The 17,449-nt window shown below is 71.8% G+C and carries 15 protein-coding genes; 3 read left to right on the top strand and 12 right to left on the bottom strand.

Features of this window, described 5'->3' with window-relative positions; genetic code table 11:
- Positions 1-138: 138 nt before the first annotated feature.
- The 3 genes from JIG36_RS39940 to JIG36_RS39930 form a co-directional block, all read right to left on the bottom strand.
- A complete protein-coding gene (locus JIG36_RS39940; RefSeq protein ID WP_236049161.1) occupies positions 139-873 on the bottom strand; it encodes a GNAT family N-acetyltransferase in 735 nt (244 codons plus the stop codon).
- 100 nt (positions 874-973) lie between these two features.
- The gene (locus JIG36_RS39935) at positions 974-3,655 is read right to left on the bottom strand and encodes a ComEC/Rec2 family competence protein (RefSeq protein WP_236049181.1); all 2,682 of its coding nucleotides are present in this window, start codon (positions 3,653-3,655) and stop codon (positions 974-976) included.
- 68 nt (positions 3,656-3,723) lie between these two features.
- Complete coding sequence (locus JIG36_RS39930) at positions 3,724-4,494, bottom strand: ComEA family DNA-binding protein (RefSeq protein ID WP_438870792.1); 771 nt, start codon at positions 4,492-4,494, stop codon at positions 3,724-3,726.
- A 1,003-nt stretch (positions 4,495-5,497) separates the two neighbouring features.
- Here JIG36_RS39930 and JIG36_RS39925 point away from each other — a divergent pair.
- The gene (locus JIG36_RS39925; protein ID WP_203381861.1) at positions 5,498-6,247 is read left to right on the top strand and encodes a putative protein N(5)-glutamine methyltransferase; all 750 of its coding nucleotides are present in this window, start codon (positions 5,498-5,500) and stop codon (positions 6,245-6,247) included.
- A 51-nt stretch (positions 6,248-6,298) separates the two neighbouring features.
- A complete protein-coding gene (locus JIG36_RS39920) occupies positions 6,299-7,384 on the top strand; it encodes a DUF1444 domain-containing protein (RefSeq protein ID WP_203381666.1) in 1,086 nt (361 codons plus the stop codon).
- On the opposite strand, the gene JIG36_RS39915 is transcribed toward JIG36_RS39920, so the two are convergent.
- The 7 genes from JIG36_RS39915 to pepN all read right to left on the bottom strand — a co-directional run bounded on the left by JIG36_RS39915 (position 7,302) and on the right by pepN (position 14,287).
- Positions 7,302-8,156, bottom strand: a complete 855-nt coding sequence (locus tag JIG36_RS39915) for a DegV family protein (RefSeq protein ID WP_203381665.1) — start codon at positions 8,154-8,156, stop codon at positions 7,302-7,304. The genes JIG36_RS39920 and JIG36_RS39915 overlap by 83 nt on opposite strands.
- A gap of 45 nt (positions 8,157-8,201) precedes the next feature.
- A complete protein-coding gene (locus JIG36_RS39910; RefSeq protein WP_203381664.1) occupies positions 8,202-8,615 on the bottom strand; it encodes a hypothetical protein in 414 nt (137 codons plus the stop codon).
- A 193-nt stretch (positions 8,616-8,808) separates the two neighbouring features.
- Positions 8,809-9,438 carry a histidine phosphatase family protein gene (locus tag JIG36_RS39905; RefSeq protein ID WP_203381663.1) on the bottom strand — a complete coding sequence of 210 codons (630 nt, stop codon included), beginning with the start codon at positions 9,436-9,438 and terminating at the stop codon, positions 8,809-8,811.
- 85 nt (positions 9,439-9,523) lie between these two features.
- Positions 9,524-9,913, bottom strand: a complete 390-nt coding sequence (rsfS, locus tag JIG36_RS39900; RefSeq protein ID WP_203381662.1) for a ribosome silencing factor — start codon at positions 9,911-9,913, stop codon at positions 9,524-9,526.
- A gap of 40 nt (positions 9,914-9,953) precedes the next feature.
- Positions 9,954-10,559 (bottom strand): nicotinate-nucleotide adenylyltransferase, encoded by a 606-nt coding sequence (nadD, locus tag JIG36_RS39895; protein ID WP_307873100.1) that lies wholly within the window; start codon positions 10,557-10,559, stop codon positions 9,954-9,956.
- A 58-nt stretch (positions 10,560-10,617) separates the two neighbouring features.
- Positions 10,618-11,742 carry an ATP-binding protein gene (locus tag JIG36_RS39890; protein ID WP_307873099.1) on the bottom strand — a complete coding sequence of 375 codons (1,125 nt, stop codon included), beginning with the start codon at positions 11,740-11,742 and terminating at the stop codon, positions 10,618-10,620.
- A gap of 49 nt (positions 11,743-11,791) precedes the next feature.
- Complete coding sequence (gene pepN, locus JIG36_RS39885; RefSeq protein WP_203381660.1) at positions 11,792-14,287, bottom strand: aminopeptidase N; 2,496 nt, start codon at positions 14,285-14,287, stop codon at positions 11,792-11,794.
- Positions 14,288-14,490: 203 nt separating this feature from the next.
- Between pepN and trpS the strand changes: the two genes are divergently transcribed.
- Positions 14,491-15,453 carry a tryptophan--tRNA ligase gene (trpS, locus tag JIG36_RS39880; protein WP_203381659.1) on the top strand — a complete coding sequence of 321 codons (963 nt, stop codon included), beginning with the start codon at positions 14,491-14,493 and terminating at the stop codon, positions 15,451-15,453.
- Here the strand turns inward: trpS and JIG36_RS39875 are convergent.
- Both JIG36_RS39875 and obgE read right to left on the bottom strand, forming a co-directional pair.
- On the bottom strand, positions 15,442-15,858 hold the full coding sequence (locus tag JIG36_RS39875; RefSeq protein WP_203381658.1) for a GNAT family N-acetyltransferase: 417 nt from the start codon (positions 15,856-15,858) through the stop codon (positions 15,442-15,444). The two genes, trpS and JIG36_RS39875, sit on opposite strands and share 12 nt — an antisense overlap.
- A 56-nt stretch (positions 15,859-15,914) precedes the next feature.
- Complete coding sequence (gene obgE, locus JIG36_RS39870; protein WP_203381657.1) at positions 15,915-17,411, bottom strand: GTPase ObgE; 1,497 nt, start codon at positions 17,409-17,411, stop codon at positions 15,915-15,917.
- Between the last annotated feature and the right edge of the window lie 38 nt (positions 17,412-17,449).

The following is a 17,449-nucleotide window of genomic DNA, read 5'->3' as shown; positions in this document are numbered from 1 at the left end:
AAGCAGACATATCGGCGCTGGGCCATGCCTCCGAGCCGCCGCCCGGGCCTCGATCAGGCTGGATGTCTGATCATCCGGACAACACGACTCGATCGGCCATCGACCCGCATCGTCCGGTACAAGTTCTGACTGAACGGGCTAACCCGGGCGTGTCGGCAGCTCCGACGGCACCATCGACCCGATCCAGGCGTCCACCCGGACGCCCCGATGCACCAGCCGCTGCCGCAGCGTCGCCTCGACCCGGAACCCGGCCTTCTCCGCCACCCGCCGCGACGCGTGGTTGCCCACTTCGGCCCGCCATTCGACCAACCCGAGCCCGAGCGTGTCGAACCCCCACCCACACAACGCCCGTACGGCGGCAGTAGCCACGCCCCGCCCCCGAGCAGCCGGGTCCATCCAGTAGCCGATCTGCGCCGCCCCCGCCCGATCAAGCCCGAACCCGACCCGCCCAAGCCGCGAGCCACCGTTCCGCACAGCCGCCGCCCGATCAAAAGCGGCCCCGACCGACAAGCCACCGAACGGCGCAGCCGCCGGATCAAGACCGGACCGCGAACCACCGTCCTGCGCAGCTCCCGCCCGATCAAGACCCGACCCACCCCGCGAGCCTCCGTCGGCGCCGGCCACGGCTTCGCTCTCGACCCGCACATCCCCGTCGGCCGGCTCGATCACGAACTCGGCCCGGCTGCCGTCGTCCCACGCCGCGATCGCCATCTCGCGGACGAAGAACTCGGCGTCGGAGTACTGGTACGGCAGCGGAATCTGCAGGTACTTCTGCACCAGCGGATCGAGCGACACCTCGTACACCCAGGGAATGTCGCTCTCCACGAACGGCCGCAGCCGAACCCCACCCGCCCTGATCGTCACGCGCTCCATCCCCGCATTGTCGATCACAGCTCAGGCCGGCCGGCGCCATGCGGCCTCTACCCACATCCGTGCCCGGCATGGATCGGTCATCACGCGCGAATGCCGCCGATCACGGGGCCGGTGGGTCGCCGCGCGCGACGACGGCCAGACCGCGTCCGGTGGCGACGGCCGCCAGGTCACCCGATTGATCCGTACGCATCACCCGCGCCCCGCCACGGGCCAGCCGCGCCACCAGCGCCCCGTTCGGATGGCCGTAGTCGTTGCCGGCCCCGACCGACACCAGCGCCACCGACGGCCGGATCTCGTCGAGAAACCGCGGCGACTGGTAACTCGACCCATGGTGGGCCACCTTGAGCACGTCGGCCCGGATCGCGCCCGCCCCCAGATGCGCGAGCATGTCCTCCTGCTCCTCGGTCTCGGCGTCGCCCGGCAGCAGCACCGTCCGCCCGTCCACTTCGGCCCGCACCACCAGCGAGTTGTTGTTCGGGTCGGAGTTCGTGCCCCGCAGCGGCTCCACCGGCCCGAGCACGGTCAGGCGCAAATTTCCGATTTCGTACGCCCACCCGGGCCCCACCGCACGCACGACAACCCGGCCCGCGGCGTCGGCCACGGCCGCTCGGCCGGCCGGTGGATCCGGCCAGTCGGGTCCGACCACCGCCCGGACGTCCCGCCCCCGGAACACGCCCGCCACCCCGCCGATGTGATCCACGTGGAAGTGGCTGACCACGAACAGCACCACCTGCCGCACCCCCAGGCGGCGCAGGCAGTGGTCGACGGCGTTCGGCTCGGGCCCGGCGTCGACGACAACCGCGCGCCCGGCCCCCGCCGGCAGGACCACCGCGTCTCCCTGGCCCACCGCGCACGCCACGACCAGCCAGCCCGGGGGTGGCCAGCCCGAGGCGAGAAGCCGTACGGGCAGAGCGCCGAGCACTCCACCCAGCGCCACCACCGTGACCAGCTTGCGGATCAGCGGCCGGCGCGTGGCGAACAGCAACCCCACGGTGATCACCGCGAGCAGCAGGGCCCCGGTGAGCCCGCCCGGCCAGGGCAGCGCACCGGCGGGCACCCGGGCCCCGTAGGTGGCGACCAGCACCAGCCACTGCGCCGGCCAGTGCCCGAGCCAGGCCGCGAACTCGGCCCCCGTCGGCCACACCGGCGAGATGACCGCCGCCGTGACCCCGAGCAGCGTCGCCGGCGCGATCGCCGGGACCGCCAGCAGGTTGGCCGGGATGGCCACGATGCTGATCGTCCCCGACAGCCCCGCGACCACCGGCCCGCAAGCGACCTGCGCCGCCGCCGGCACGGCCAGCGCCTCGGCCGCTCCCGGGGGCCACCCGCGGGCGCGCAACCCGTCCCGCCAGACCGGCGCCAGCAGCAACAACCCCGAGGTGGCCAGCACCGACAACGCGAACCCGATGTCCGAGGCCAGTTCCGGATCGACCAGAACCAGCACGGCCACGCCCGCCGCCAGCGCCGGCAGAGCGACCCGCCGCCGACCCGACGCCAGCCCGATCAACCCGATCGCTCCCATCGCGGCGGCCCGCACCACGCTCGGCGAGGGCCGCGCCAGGATCACGAACCCCACCAGCGTCACCGCACAGATCAGCGCGGTCACGACCGGCCCGGCCCGGGTCCGTCGCACCGCGAACAGCACCACCCCCAGCACGATCGCCACGTTCGCCCCCGACACGGCGTTGAGGTGGGTCATGCCGGTCATCCGGAAGTCCTCCTCGAGCGCCGGATCGAGCCGGCTCGTGTCCCCCACCACCAGCCCCGGGAGCAGCCCACCGGGCAGATCCGGCAACGGTTTACAGGCGCGCTGAAGCCCCGTACGCAGCGTGCCCGCCGCCCGCTGCGCCCACGAGGCCCGCCCCACCAGCACCGGCGCTCCCCGCACGGACGCCACCACAGCCCGCAGATCCCCACCACGCGGCGGCAGGAGCTTTCCCGTGGCGGTGACCCGCTGCCCCGGCAGGAGCCCCAGCCACCCACGGTCGCTTCCCAGCACCAGCGCGCGGGCCGACAACCGCACCCCCGGTTCCCCCTCGGCCCGCACCCCTTTCAGATCGACCGCCACGATGTAGGTGGGCGGCTTCCCCACCACACCCCGAAGAGCCCGCGGATCGTCCCGGATCACGAGGTCCATCCACACCGGATCCCCCGCTTCCACCAGCTCCCGCAGAACCCCCGACTCCCGCACACCCACCCGCACCCCCGTAGCGACCGCGCCACAGGCCACCCCCAGAAGCACGGCCACAAAAACCCAGCGCACACCCCGAACCCACCCCGGCCCACCACCAGCCGGCCCCTCCCCGGCCACGCCACGGCCCCGACGCGCTCCAGCAGTTCCGCGCCCTCCCCGACCTGGCCCCGCTGCACTCGCGCGCCGCCGTTCCCCGAGGCCGACAGACCTTCCCGTACGGTCGAGACCCCAAGTCCGCACGCCCGCGCGACCCGCCGGCGCCGTCTCCACGTGACCCGATGCCGGCTCACGCCCAGTCGCCGCGTCCGGAGTCCCCCGATCGGCCGCACCGCCACCCGGATGCGCGCCGCCCGCAAACGACTGGCCGGCCGCAGCCCAGTCACCGTCCGACCGACTTCCCGGATGCGCGCCGCCCGCGAACGGCTCGCCAGGCTCATCGCCGTCCGGCCGGGTGCGTCTCAGCAGGCCCGCCAGCGCAACCGCGAGAACCGCTGCGCCCGCGCCGAGCAGGATCCCCGAACGCGCGGAGAGATACAGGGCAGCGAGCGCCGAAAGCCAGACCGCGACCGCGAACCCCGCCAGCCGCAGGTCCGGCGGCGCCTCCGACCGGGCCGTCTTCGAGGCGGCCGGGTCCGCGGCGCCAGGGCGGGGCGAGTTCATACCGTGACCAGGTCTTTCAACTGCTCGTACCGGGCGTCGCCGATGCCGTCGACCTTGCGGAGGTCGGTGACGGCCTGGAAACCGCCCTGGGCCTCTCGCGCGTCGAGGATGCGCTGGGCGAGCACAGGGCCCACGCCGGGGAGGGTGTCGAGGTCGGCCAGGGTCGCCGTGTTCAGGTTGACCAGGCCGCCCGCACCGGCGGCGCCCGCGGTCGGGGCGGCCGGGCCGGTCGGGAACACCTGCCCCGGAGAAGGCGTGACGCCGACCATGATCAGTTCGCCGTCCACGACCTTGCGGGCGAGGTTCAGCATCGCCACATCCACACCCGGCTCGGCGCCGCCCGCTGCGGTCAGGGCATCGGCCACGCGGGCGCCGAGGGCCAGCCGGACCAGTCCCGGCTTGCGCACCTTGCCACCGACCGCGACCACGACCTCGGTTGCGGCCGACGCCGAGCCGCGCACCGCCACCGGCTCATCGCCCTGGTCGCCGTCGCTGGTCTCGACCGCGTTCAGGGGTGGCGGCGCGACCGGATCAACACGGGGTCGCGCCCGCCAGGCGAGCACCGCCGCGATGACGATCACGACCGCGGCCACCGCAGCCAGCGCCCGCACACCCCGCCGCCCCGGGTCGAAGGCCGTGATGCCGAACCGCCGCCCACCGTCCCCCGCCCCGCCGAAGGCCCCGGCCGAGCTCAGCCCCGGCGGTTCTTCCGCCTGCTCCACAGTCGACGAGGTGAGGGCGAAACGGTCGCGCTCCGGTTCGAACACGTAACTCTCCGACGGCGGCTCATCCGGCAGACGATCAAACGCATGGGGGTCGTCCCCTTCGGGTCGAACCCACCCCGGCGGCGGCAGCCTCTTCCCCACAGCCGCCGCGAGCGGCTCGGTCTCCGGGATCAGGTCAGCGAGATGAGAGCCGCCGAGCCCGTCCGGCGACACCACGGGATAACCCCCGGTGACCGACCGCACGCCGGCCGCACCCGACGGTTCCGGAGCACTGGACCGCAACGCACCGGCCCGGCCGCCCGCCGCCACCATGTCGGGCGTTGAACGGGAGGCCACCACCAGGGGCGGCGATGCCACAACCGCAGTCGGCGCGGCGGCGGCCCACGGCATGGCAGGAACGGCCTCGGTCATCGGCGGCGCGGTCGTGGTTTGTGCAAGGCCCGCAGCCGACGGCGTGGACCACGGGGAGCCTGGCCGGTAAGCCTCCGGCTCGCCGCCCGGGTCAGCAGAGCCCTCAGCCGGGACCGGCTCGGGTGCAGATGATCCGGGTGGGTGAAACACGGCGCTGGGCGCCGCCTCCAGGTCCACGTCGTCAGGCCAGGCCGAGATGATGTCGGACCACCGCAACGGATCGCCCACCTCCGACAGGTCGCCCAGCCCTTCCGCGTAAGGCGGCGCGGCAGAACCCGGCCCGGACAAAGCGGCGAGATCCGGCCCGGACAAAGCGGCAGAACCCGGCCGGGACAAAACGTCAGAACCCGGCCCGGGCCAAGCGGGAACGCCCGGCCCGGAAGGAGACGGAGCGGGGGCACTCGCGGTGGGGGTGGACGGGGTGGGGAAGGATGGGGCTGCGCGGGAAGCGGCCGGTGCCGGCCGGTCGCGTACCTGATCGGCCAGCACCGACCGCAGCCTTTGCGCCGCGGCGTCGTCGGGGGGTTTCCGCTCTCGCACGACCAGGAAGCTAGGCGAAAACGACGATCTCCGGCCGGCCGCCTGTGGACAGAGGTGCATTGTGGATAACCCGGCGATCATGCCCGGACGTGATATGAGCGATACGGTCGCCAGGCTGCGGGCGGCCGGCTGCGTCTTCGCCGAGGAGGAAGCGGCGATCATCGAATCCGCCGCCCCTGACCTGCGCACTCTCGACGAGATGATCGAGCGCCGGGCCAAGGGCGAACCCCTCGAGCAGGTGGTCGGCTTCGCGGATTTCGCCGGGGTCCGCGTACGGCTGAGGCCCGGCGTCTTCGTGCCCCGCGTTCGCAGCGAGCTTCTCGTCCGCCTGGCCGCCGCCCATCACCCGGACCTGCTCGTGGATCTCTGCTGCGGCTCCGGCGCTCTCGGACTGGCCGTCCGCCGGCTCCGGCCGCACGTGGAACTCCACGCCGCCGACCTCGACCCCACCGCGACGGCCTGCGCCCGCGACAACGGCATCGCCCACGTCCACGAGGGAGACCTCTATGACGCGCTGCCCCACGAACTCCAGGGCCGGGTCGACGTCCTGCTGGCCAACGTCCCGTACGTCGCCACCGCCCACATCCCCCTGCTCCCGGTCGAGGCCCGCGACCACGAACCCGCGATGGCCCTCGACGGCGGCGAGGACGGCCTTGATATCTTTCGCCGAGTCACCGGGAGCGCTCCCAAATGGCTCGCCCCCGGCGGCGTTCTGCTCACCGAAATCACCGAGGCGCAGGAACAACCGGCAATCGAGGCGGTACGGAGATCGGGTCTGGACGCCGAGGTCATCTACGACGAAGATCTCGAAGCGCGAGTCATCCGAGCCCACAAGGAGGAATGACGGCGCACAGCGGATCAAGGGCAAGCGGGACAAGGACGAGGAGGCAACCCGGTGGGCCTACTGCGAAGGCTGAGCCGAGCCAGGCTGGCCTCCCAGGTGATCCGCCGCATGCGCCGGGCCGGCTTTTCCGCCGTACGCTACGACGCCCGCACCTTCCAGGTCCGGTTCACCACAAATGTCCAGAGTGAACCCACCATCCTCGACCTGGCCCCCCTGCTGAATCCCAGAAAAGGCCGCAAAAAGCGGATCCAGGCGTACGTCTCCGGCCTCAGCCCCGACCCCATCCCGGCCACCTGGGAACTCGCCCGCCCCCTGCTCCGCCCGGTTCTGAGAGGCGCCACCCCCGGCAACCCCCTCCACCGACCCGCCCTGCCCTATCTGAACGAATACGTGGTGATCGACCACCCCGAGGCGATGACCTACGTGACCGAGAGTCAACTTCAGACCTGGCACGTACGCCCCCAGGACGTCTTCACCGCGGCCCGCGACAACCTCGAGGCCGTCACCCTCCAGGGCACTCCCACCGAGGTCATCCGTTTCGTGGACGACGGCGACGCGTACTGGACCTCGCATCTCCTCCTCGAACACTGGCTGGGCCGCCTCGAACCCCAGGTCGGCGGCGCCCCCGTCGCGTTCGCCCCCGAGCGCGGCACCCTGCTGATCACCGCCGCCGGCAGCCCGCATCTCCCGGCCCTGTTCGCCCAGGCCGAGGAGATCTATGCCCGGTCGCCGCGACCCATCACCCCGATGGCGTACGTCAGTGACGCCCAGGGGTGCACCGTGCCCTTCACCGCCGGCCCGGACCACCCGCTGCACCACGTCGTCCAACGGGCCGAACGCATCCTGGCCGTCCAGGAGTACACCCGTCAGGCGGCCCACCTCACCGAGCCCGCGGCCGAACTGCTGATCGCCGGCGACGACGCAACCGGCTGGCGCACCACGGTCGTCTGGGACGAGAAGTCCCTGCTCCCGACCGCCGACGAGGTGCGGATCGGCGACCGGACGGTCCCGTGGCCCGATCTCGACCTCGAGCCCGTGCCCGACCTGGAACCGATCAGGTGGAGGGCCGCCGGTGCACCACGATCCCGGCCACCCCGGGACCCACATGCGCCGCCACCACCGCCCCGATCTCGGTGATGTAGCAGTCCCGCAGCCTGTCCCCCAGCCGCATCGCCACCTGGTCGGCGAGCGCGGTCGCACGGTCCTGCGCCTGCAGATGGTGTACGGCGATGTCGGCCTCCCCGTCCCCGGAGGCCTCCACGGCGAGGTCGACCAGTTTGGCCAGCGCCCGTCCGGCCGTACGCACCCGGTCCTTGACCACGATCGCCCCGTCGGACACATGCAGGATCGGCTTGACCGACAGGGCCGTGCCGACCAGCGCCGACGCCGCGTTGATGCGCCCGCCCCGCCGCAGGAACTCGAGCGTGTCGACGTAGAAGAGCGTGCTCACGCGGGCCGCGTGGTCGACGGCCTCATCCCGTACGGAAGCAAGGTCTTGACCTTTGGCGGCGGCGCTCGCGGCGGCCAGGGCGGCGAACCCGAGCCCCATGCCGGTCGTCCCGCTGTCGACCACCTCGACCCGGGACCCGAAGTCGGCCGCGGCCAGCACCGCCGCCTCGTGGGTTCCGGAGAGCTGGGCCGACAGGTGCACCGAGACGATGCCGTCGGCGCCCGCGTCGAGCAGCTTGCGGTAGGCCTCGGCGAACTGGCTCGGGGCGGGCCGCGACGTGCTCACCGCGGCCCGGCGCTCGCCCAGGGCCCGGGCCACCTCGGCCGGCTGGATCTCGATGCCTTCGAGCCCGTCGGTCCCGTTGATCACCACGGTGAGGGGCACGACGGTCAGCTCATACGAGCCGCTGAGTTCGGCGGGCAGGTACGCGGTGGAGTCGGTGACAACCGCGACGGGCATGCGGGCACGGTAGCCGATCGGAACACGCCCAGGTGAGCGCGGGGGTCAGCCCTTCTCGACCGAGGTCACGATGAACGGCACGCCCTGCTGGCAGGTCGACATCATGCCCGGCTCGGAATGGCCGGAGATCTTGACCTTGCTGCCCGCGGCGGCGTCGGCCTTCATCGCCGGGTCGTCGAAGATCAGCAGGTGGGAACCGTTGCTGTCGGTGAGGAGCAGGCAGTTGGGCTCGACCCCGGCGGTCACCGTGCCGGTGATCGTCTGGCCGCCCGCGTTGGGCCGGCCGGACGGGGGTTCGCCCACGGGTCCGCTGGTCTTGGCGCTGGGCACGGGGAGGTCGATCACGTCCGACGCCGAGGGGGCCGGTTCCGGGGCCGCCCCGGTGTCGGCCGTGTTGTTGGCGCAGCCGGCCGTGACGAGCAGAAGGAGCAATACGGCGGGAACGGTACGAGTCACCATGATGCTTGGACGCTACCGGATCATCGACGGTTCCCCGCCGCGGCGAGCCCGATGAGACAGCCGGGCAGGCGCAACAAGACGGCCAAGCCCAGGCAGGCGGCCGGGCGGGCACGACAAGACAGGCAAGCCCAAGCAGCGGCCGGGCAGGCGCGACAAGACGGGCGGGCCCGAGCCGGCGGGCTCGATCAAAGGATCAGACGGGCGGCGGCACCGGCCGGTCGCTGAACGGGCCCACGTTGTAAGCCGCGACCTGCCAGCCCCGCTTGCTGTCGTGGGTCAGCTCGACCCAGTGGCAGTTCTGCAGGGCGCGCAGGGTGCGCAGCTGCTCCAGCGGCCAGCCGAGCAGGTGACCGATGCCCTGGCGGGCGGCGGCGCCGTGGGTGGAGACCACGACCGTGCCACCGGCCGGTGCCTGGGCAGCGGCGTCGAGCAGCGCGTCGGCCACCCGCTTGCCGAGCTCTTCGAGGGTTTCGACGTCACCGCCGACCTCCTGCCCGGCCGTCCAGCGGGCGTGCTGGTCGGGGTGCAGCTGGGCGACCTCGGGCATGGTGAGGCCCTGCCAGGAGCCGAAATAGCGCTCGCGGAGCCGCTTGTCATAGCCGATCGAGATGCCGGTGAGGGCGCCGAGCGCGGCCGCGGTGTCGGCCGCCCGCTTCAGGTCGCTGGAGACGATCACGTCGGGTTTCAGCTTGACCAGCAGCTCGGCGGCGTCGACGGCCTGCTGACGGCCGAGCTGGTTGAGCGCCACGTCGGTCTGCCCCTGGACGCGGTTGGACGCGTTCCAGTCGGTGTTGCCGTGACGCCAGACGATCAGGCGCGTCATGCCATCACCCCGTGCCGCTCGCCCATCACGCGAGCCCGGGTGTGAAGCCCGGCGCTCACGCGAGCCGGGGTGTGGAACGCGGCGCTCACGACGCGTCGGCCTCGGCCATGTCGCGGTCGACGAACGGGATCGACGGGCAGTCCTTCCACAGCTTGTCGAGCGCGTAGAACTCCCGCTCCTCGGCGTGCTGGATGTGGACGACGATGTCGACGTAGTCGAGCAGCACCCACCGCCCCTGGCGCTCGCCCTCACGACGGACGGGCTTCGCCTTTTCGGGGAGGTTGAGCAGCGCTTCCTCGATGGCGTCGACGATCGCGATGACCTGGCGCTCGTTGGACGCGGAGGCGATCACGAAGGCATCGGTGATGTAGAGCTGGTCGCCGACGTCGATCACGACGATGTCCTGCGCCTTCTTGTCGGCGGCGGCCTGCGCGGCCGTCATCGCCAGTTCAAGAGCGCGTTCGGTGACGGGCAAGAGTGTCCCCTCGGTCGGGTGTCTAGGTGCATCAAGCGTCTCACACCGGTGTGACATTTCCCGAGCCCCGATAGAGGCCCCGCTTGTTGATGTATTGCACGACACCGTCGGGCACCAGATACCAGACCGGTTCGCCGGCGGCGACGCGGTCGCGGCAGGCGGTCGACGAGATCGCCATGGCCGGCACCTCGACCAGCGTGACGCTGTCGCGCGGGAGGTGCTCGTCGCTGAGTTCGAACCCCGGACGGGTGACGCCCACGAAGTGCGCCGCGGACAGCATCTCGAGCGCGTCCTTCCAGCTCAGGATGCGGTTGAGCGCGTCCGCGCCGGTGATGAAGAAGAGCGACGCGTCGGCGCCGTAGACCGACCGCATGTCACGCAGGGTGTCGATGGTGTAGGTGGGGCCGTCGCGGTCGATGTCGGCCCGGCTGACGTGGAAGCGCGGGTTGGACGCGGTGGCGATGACCGTCATCAGATAGCGGTCCTCGGCGGGCGAGACCCGGCCCTTCTCGTAGGGCTGGCCGGTGGGCACGAAGACGACCTCGTCGAGGTCGAAGCGGGCCTGCACCTCGCTGGCGGCCACGAGGTGACCGTGATGGATGGGGTCGAACGTCCCACCCATGATCCCGATCCGCCGACCCGACACGAAAGAAGAATAGTCTTCAGTCTGATCAAGGGCGGCGGGCGGGGCGGTCGGATGGAGATCAACCGTCGAGGCGCCTACGGACTGCTGTGAGCAGGTCGTCGGCGGTGAACGGCTTCTCCAGGAGAGCGACCCCGGGGTCAAGCGTGCCCTGAGAGTGCAGGACGGGCTGGGCATAACCGGACATGTAGAGCACCCGCGTGTCCGGCCGGGCGACCACCAGCCGCTCGGCGAGGTCCTTGCCCAGCATCCCGGGCATCACCACGTCACTGAGCAGCAGATCGATCGCACCGTCGTGCCGGGACGCGATCGCCAGCGCCTCGACCCCGCCCTCGGCCGAGATCACGCGGTACCCGGCACCCGACAGGATCCGCCCGGCCACATCACGCAGCCCGGCCTCGTCGTCGACCACCAGCAGCGTCTCCCCGTGCCCACCGGTCGGCACGGCCCCAGGAACGGATGACGACATGTCGGCGACGGACGAGGGAGGCGCCGCCGGCAGCAGCACGGTGACCGTGGTGCCCAGCCCCGGTTCGCTGGTCAGACTCACCTCGCCGCCGGCCTGGGTGACGATGCCATAGACCATGGCCAGGCCCAGCCCGATGCCGTCGCCGCTGGCCTTGGTGGTGAAGAACGGCTCGAACGCGCGGTCGGCGACCTCGGCCGTCATCCCCCGGCCGGAGTCGCACACGCGCAGCCGTACGCGGTCGTGGTGGCCGCCGGTGTCGATCACCAGGTTGCCGCCCGCGGGCATCGCGTCGCGGGCGTTCTGCGCGAGGTTGACCAGCATCTGCTCGATCCGGCCGGGGTCGCAGACGACCGGCGGCACGTCCGGGCCGGGCCGGGCGAGCAGGGTGACGCCCGCGCCGGCGGTCTCACGCAGCCGGGGCTCGAGACCGGCGATCAGGGCGTTGAGGTCGAGCAGCTGCGGGCGGACGACCTCGCGGCGGGCGAAGGCCAGCAGCTGGTGGGTGAGATGGGTGGCCCGCTCGGTGGCCCGGACGACCTGCCGGGCGTCGGAGGCGATCATCCGGACGTCGGGCTGCTCGGACTCGGCTTCCTCGACGACGAAGCTCGCGTAGTTGACGATCACTCCGAGGATGTTGTTGAAGTCGTGGGCGACGCCGCCGGCGAGCTGGCCCAGGCTCTCCAGCCGCTGGTTACGCACATCCTCGGACCACTCCACGCCCCCACCCCCGTAGAGGGAGAGTAACGGGGGAAAGCCGGTCAAAAGGTCAGAAGCGCGCAGCCAGGGCCCGGCGCAGGTCGTCGTCGGCGTCGAGCACGACCCGCCGCAGGATCGGGTCGAGGTTCTCGTCGGCGAGCATGCGGGCGGCCAGCTCACGGGTCTCGGGCTCGACCATCACGCTCGGGTAGGCCGCCGCGGCCGTCCGCTCCGCGCTCATGCCGTTGCGGATCCGCAGCATCTCGGGCATCTCGGCGAAGTACCGGGCCACGTACGGCCGGGTCAGGTCGAGCTGCTCGGCCTGCCAGAAGCCGGAGGCGGTCATCTCGACGAGCCGGTTCGACAGCTTGGCGTCGGAGATGATCGCCGCCCACGCGGCCGCCTTGGCCTCGGCGTCGGGGCGGGCGGCCCGGCAGCGGGCGGCCCACTGCTCGCCGATGGCACTGCGGTCACGCTCGAACTCGGCCTCGATCACGTCGGGGCCGGCCGCGCCCAGCACGGACAGGCGGTAGACGATCAGCCAGCGCAGGTCGGCGTCGACGGCCAGGCCCTCGGGCACCTCGCGGCCGGCCAGCCAGTCGCGCAGGCGGGCGGTGTCGACGGTGGCGCCGATCAGACCCCGGGCCGCGGCGAGCTGACGCGATCCGCCCGGCTCGGAGGCGGTCAGCAGGCGATCGGCGGCCTGCGCGACCAGTTCGAGGGCGGCCGGCCGGGTCTCCGGGGTCGAGTAGCGGTCGACCAGGCTGCGGGTGGCCCGCAGCACGTCCTCGACGATCACGACCTCGGACTCGACCGGCAGCGCGGCCAGCACCAGCGTGACCAGCTCGGCCACCGGGCTCTCGCCGTCGACGACCGCGTCCAGGGTGGCCGCCCACAGCACGGCCCGGGCCAGCGAGTCGCCGAGCAGCGGCAGCATCACCGGCACGGCGGCGGTCGACGCCTCGTCCAGGCGGATCTTCGCGTACGTCAGGTCGCCGTCGTTGAGCAGCAGCAGGTCAGCCACCGGTTCACCGGCGAGTTCGGGCACCTCCGTACGGCCGGTGGCGTCGACCTCCACCTCGACCAGCTTGCGCCGGGTCACCGTGCCGTCGGCGTTGCGGTCCCAGAGGCCGATGCCCAGGTGGTGGGGGCGCAGCGTCGGGTAGCCCTCGAAGGCGGTCTGCTCGATGGCGACCCGCGTGTAGTGGCGGCCGTCGTGCTCGACCGACGTCCGCAGCGTGTTCACCTGGGCCCGGCGCAACCACACGTCGGCCCAGGCGGTCAGGTCGCGCCCGCTCGACTCGGAGAGCGCGCCCAGCAGGTCGGCCAGGGTCGCGTTGCCGAACGCGTGCGCCTCGAAGTGCGCGTTCACGCCGGCCCGGAACGCCTCGTCACCCACCCAGGCGACCAGCTGGCGCAGCACGGCCGCGCCCTTGGCGTACGAGATGCCGTCGAAGTTGAGCAGCGCCTGGTCGGTGTCGGTGACCTCGGCCGGCGCCACCGGGTGGGTGGACGGGTGCTGGTCGGCCCGCAGGCCCCACGCCTTGCGCTGCATCGCGAACGTCGTCCACGTGCCCGGGAAGCGGGTGGCCTCGGCGGTGATGCGGGTGCCCATGTATTCGGCGAACGACTCGTTCAGCCACAGGTCGTCCCACCAGGCCATGGTCACCAGGTCGCCGAACCACATGTGCGCCATCTCGTGTGCGATGACGTTGGCCCGGTGCTCGCGCTCGCTCTCGGTGACCGCCGAGCGGTAGATGAACTCGTCGCGGAAGACCACCAGTCCGGGGTACTCCATCGCGCCGAAGTTGAACTCGGGGGCGAACGCCTGCTGGTAGTGGCCGAACGGATAGCGGATGTCGAAGATCTCGTGGTAGCGGTCGAAGCACTGCTTGGTGACCTCGAAGATCTCGGCCGCCTCGGCCTCGAGCGCGTCGGCCAGAGCGGCCCGCGCGTACAGCGCCAGCGGGATGCCGTCGTGCGAGTCGGTCACCTCGTGGTAGGGCCCGGCGATCAGCGAGCAGAGGTAGGTCGAGATCGGCTTGGTGGCCGCGAACTCCCAGCGCCCGTCGCGCCCCGACAGCAGCGGGCCGTTGGCCGCCACCCGCCAGCTGGTGGGCGCGGTGACGCTGATCCGGTAGGACGCCTTGAGGTCGGGCTGGTCGAACGCGGGCAGGATGCGGCCCGCGTTGTTGATGAACATGTGCTGGTAGATGTAGACCGAACCGTCGGCCGGGTCGACGTATTTGTGCAGGCCCTCGCCGGTGTTCGAATAGCGCATGACGGCCTCGACGGCGAGCTCGTTCTCCTCGGCCAGGCCGGTCAGCTCGATCCGGCCGTCGGCCAGCACCGACTCGGGAAGCGGCGACCCGTTCAGCGTCATCTTGCCGACCGTCACCGGCTCGAACTCGAGGAACGTCGAGGAACCCTCGCGCGCGCCGAACCGCACCACCGTACGGGACCCGAAGGTGTCGCCCTCGGCGGTCAGGTCGAGGTCGACCTCGTACTCGTGGACTTCGACGGTGGCGGCCCGGGCGGTGGCCTCGGCGCGGGTCAAACTCGGCATTCGATCATCATCCGGTATGGCAGAGGGTGGGCGCATCGGCACCCCATTGCTACCATGTCGCCTATGCGCATCGCGAACCTCGCCTGGTGGCTGCCCTGACGGGCGGCTCACCCACGCGCGCAAGACTCACCGCGGCCGCCCCTTCCGGGCGGCCGTTGTCATGTCCGGGAGAGGGCGTCGCCTTCTGCGAAAGAGGACCCGACATGACCCGCCGTCTCACCGGCTTCCAGCCCACCGGCAACCTGCACCTCGGCAACCTGATCGGGGCCATGCGCCCGCTGGTGGCCGCCCAGGACAGACCCTCGATCGCGATGATCGCCGACCTGCACTCGCTCACCATGGAGCACGACCCGGCCCGCGTACGGGACAACACCCTCACCGTGGCCACCGTGCTGCTCGCCGCGGGGGTCGACCCCGGCCGCACCGCGATCATCGCCCAGTCCCAGATTCCCGAGCACACCGAACTGCACTACCTGCTCGAATGCGCGACCGGCTACGGCGAGGCGGCGCGCATGATCCAGTTCAAGGAGAAGTCCCAGGGCAACACCTCGGTGCGGCTCAGCCTGCTCACCTATCCGGTGCTGATGGCGGCCGACATCCTCGTGCACGACACCGGCCAGGTGCCGGTCGGCGACGACCAGAGCCAGCACCTCGAACTCGCCCGTACGATCGCCACCCGGTTCAACGCGCGCTACGGAAAGACCTTCACCGTCCCCGAGGGCATCCGCCCCGAGTCGGCCTCGCGGATCATGGATCTCGCCGACCCGTCCCGCAAGATGAGCAAGAGCTCGCCCTCGGCCGCCGGTCGGATCGGCCTGCTCGACCCGCCCGAGACGATCCGCAAGGTCATCGCACGGGCGGTCACCGACACCGCCGGGGTGGTGCGCCACGACCGCGACAACCAGCCCGGCGTGACCAACCTGCTGGAGATCCTGCGCGCCTGTTCCGATCGGGAGCCCGGCGAGTTCACCTCCTACGGCGCCCTCAAGCGGGAGGTCACCGAGGCCGTCGAGGCGGTGCTGACGCCGGTCCGCGCCCGTTACGCCGAGCTTTCCGAAGACCCTTCCCACGTACGCAAGATTCTCGCCGAGGGGAAGGCCTGGGTGCAGCCGAGGGCCGCGGAGACCGTCCGCCGCGCCCGCGAGGCCATCGGTCTATTGAACTAAGGCTGCCAGGCGCTTCTCCCAGCGGGCGAGCGCCGGATCCGCACTGGGGACGCGGTGGTAGCCGGAGGACTGGAACAGGGCGTTCGCCGTCGGCGAGGAGGCCCCGGCCGTCAGACGCAGGACGGGCCGGCCCGCGGCGAGCGCTTCCTCCTCGATCGCGACGATCATCTGCCGGGCGATGCCCCGCCCTCGGAAGGCCGGCCGCACATAGAGGCGGTTGAGCTCGGCGACTCCGACCGGGGGCAGCGGGCGCCACGCTCCGCAGCCCACGGCCCGGCCGTCGACGACCGCGACGAAGTACGCCGTGCGGTCGTCCGGCGCGAAACCCTGGCCACCCTCGCGCTGCTGGGCCGCGACCAGCGCGCCCAGCTCGGGGTCCAGGGCGGGCCTGGCTTCGATCAACACGTGGTGACCCTAGGCAACCACCCTTGCGGGATGGTTGCGCGCAGCTGGACTACGCCCTATTCGTCGGTGTCGTCCTCATCGGTGACGAGGACGGGCCGGTGAGCGTTCGCCACACTCGTCACGGTGCCGTCGGAGGCCATGTGCAGCAGCTCGTCGTCGGAACGCACCCGGCGCGCCTTGCGGGCGGCCAGACGCTCGGCGGCCGACGGGCGGTGGTCGTCCTCCTCCAGGCGGGAGTCGGTGCCCCGCGGGCCCGAGACGTAGTCGCCGGCGTTGGGCTGCCAGTCGAACTCGCGCTCGCCGATGCGGACCGGGTCGCCGGCGCGGGCGCCCTTCTTGCCCAGCGCGTCCTCGACCCCGATCCGTTCGAGCCGGTCGGCCAGGTAGCCCACGGCCTCGTCGTTGTCGAAGTTGGTCTGCCGGATCCAGCGCTCGATCTTGGGGCCGCGCACCACGAAGACGCCCTCGTCGTCCTGCTCGATCGTGAAGCCGGAGTCGTCGACGGCCTTGGGACGCACGATGACCCGGCTGGGCTCGGGGGCGGGCTTCTCGAGGCGGTGCTGGGCGACCGTCTCGGCCAGCGCGAAGGTCAGCTCTTTCAGGCCCTCGCGGGTGACCGCGCTGACCTCGAAGACGCGGTAGCCGCGGGCCTCGAGGTCGGGACGCACCATCTCGGCCAGGTCGCGCCCGTCCGGGATGTCGATCTTGTTGAGCACGACCAGACGGGGGCGTTCCTCCAGACCCCCGTACGCCGCCAGCTCGGCCTCGATCGCATCGAGGTCGGCCAGCGGGTCGCGCTCGATCTCGGGTGCCGCCGCGTCGAGCACGTGGACCAGCACCGAGGTGCGCTCGATGTGCCGCAGGAACTGCATGCCCAGCCCCTTGCCGGTGGCCGCGCCCGGGATGAGGCCGGGCACGTCGGCGACCGTGAAGGTCTGGTCGCCCGCCTGCACCACGCCGAGGTTGGGCACCAGCGTGGTGAACGGGTAGTCAGCGATCTTGGGCTTGGCCGCGGAGATGACCGAGATCAGCGACGACTTGCCGGCCGACGGGAAGCCGACCAGGCCCACGTCGGCGACGCTCTTGAGCTCGAGCACCACGTCGAGGGCGTCGCCCGGCTCGCCCAGCTCGGCGAAGCCCGGCACCTTGCGGCGGGTGTTGGCCAGCGAGGCGTTGCCCCGGCCGCCGCGGCCACCACCGGCCACCTCGAAGGTGGTGCCGGCGCCGATCAGGTCGGCCAGCACCTCGCCCTCGGCGGTCTGCACGACCGTGCCGTCGGGCACCTTGAGCACCAGGTCTTTGCCGTTGGCGCCGTCCCGGTTGGCGCCGGCGCCACCGCCGCCGTTGGAGGCCTTGACGTGCGGGTGGAAGTGGAAGTCGAGCAGCGTGTGCAGCTGCGGGTCGACCACCAGGGTGATCCCGCCGCCGTGCCCGCCGTTGCCGCCGTCGGGGCCGCCGAGCGGCTTGAACTTCTCGCGGCGCACCGAGACGCAGCCATGCCCGCCGTCACCCGCCTGCAGGTGCAGCGTGACTCGGTCGACGAACGTGGTCACTGCTCAACTCCTAAAACAGCAAAAACAAAGCGGGCCAC

It is taken from the genome of Paractinoplanes ovalisporus (assembly GCF_016834655.1).
Lineage (GTDB): Bacteria > Actinomycetota > Actinomycetes > Mycobacteriales > Micromonosporaceae > Actinoplanes > Actinoplanes ovalisporus.
Note: the sequence above shows the minus strand (reverse complement) of the source record. Positions and strands in the feature narration are given on the sequence as shown.